General features: G+C 65.4%; 1 protein-coding gene. It reads right to left on the bottom strand.

Translation table 11 applies throughout. The features are described 5' to 3' along the window. Positions 1 to 353: hypothetical protein (locus AB4Y92_RS26835; protein WP_441822387.1), on the bottom strand; the 353-nt coding region annotated here is incomplete at both ends.

Raw genomic sequence — 353 nt, forward strand, 5'->3', positions numbered from 1 at the left:
GAGCACACTTGTGCCATCCCCGACGATGACGTCCTGGTCGATCCAGGGGCGGATCTCGGGATGCTCAGCCACGCGCAGCCAGATGTCCTTCTCCGGATTCAGGCAAAGATCCTCGCCTTCGAAGCGCAGGATGCGCGGGCGGATCGTCGGCGAGAGGCCGGTGTCGATCGTGTCGAGATGCTCGATGAAGCCGATCCTTGGCGCGCCCGGTCTGGTGCCCGGCTTCATTGCGGTGACGGTGGCATGATCGTCCAGGACAACCTTCTCAAGTCCCAGTGCGCGCAGCTCTCCTGCGAGCAATTCGGCGAGCCGCTGCTGGCCGGGCGTACTCGGCAGCGTCGCCGCAGCAGCGT

Origin of the sequence: Lysobacter sp. TAB13 (assembly GCF_052113885.1) — a bacterium.
GTDB classification, from domain to species: Bacteria; Pseudomonadota; Gammaproteobacteria; order Xanthomonadales; family Xanthomonadaceae; genus Lysobacter; species Lysobacter gummosus.